The following is a 471-nucleotide window of genomic DNA, read 5'->3' as shown; positions in this document are numbered from 1 at the left end:
GCTGCATCCTGTGCGTTCTCATGGTAGCTTACACTGTATTGGGCAGGGTCTAACAGTCCAAGTACTTCCGACTCTACAGAGGTCAGGTCAAAGATGCCTTCACCGTCGGCATCATCCAAACCGTTGTCACACAGTCCGTAAGCGGCCGGAGTGGTAGCCTCAGGGACAGGGTGTACGATTAATTGTAGTTCCTCAACATCATAACATACCGTAAAGGCTGACTCTACCCTTACATATAGGGTTTGTACTCCGTTTGTGGTAAAGGCCTCAACGTTACTGTAAGCTGTTGTATTGGTAATGGCGTTACTGCCAAAGTCGGCATCATCCTGTGTTTCGTGGATGGTTACAACAACATCGCCGCCTAACTGGGCTGTGATATCGTCAATTACAGCCTGTAGGTTGAATATCGCTACATCGTCAAGGTTAAAGTCACATTCCTCAAGCGCATCAAGTGCAGGAGAAATTGGGGCA

Annotated in this window: 1 protein-coding gene; it reads right to left on the bottom strand. The window is 48.2% G+C overall.

The genetic code is table 11. The features are described from left to right. Positions 1-471 (bottom strand): hypothetical protein (locus Q763_RS17880; RefSeq protein WP_035130720.1); only part of this gene is annotated, 471 nt, incomplete at both ends.

It is taken from the genome of Flavobacterium beibuense F44-8 (genome assembly GCF_000769915.1).
In the GTDB taxonomy this organism is placed as follows: Bacteria; Bacteroidota; Bacteroidia; order Flavobacteriales; family Flavobacteriaceae; genus Flavobacterium; species Flavobacterium beibuense.
This window is presented reverse-complemented; position numbering and strand designations above follow the sequence as displayed.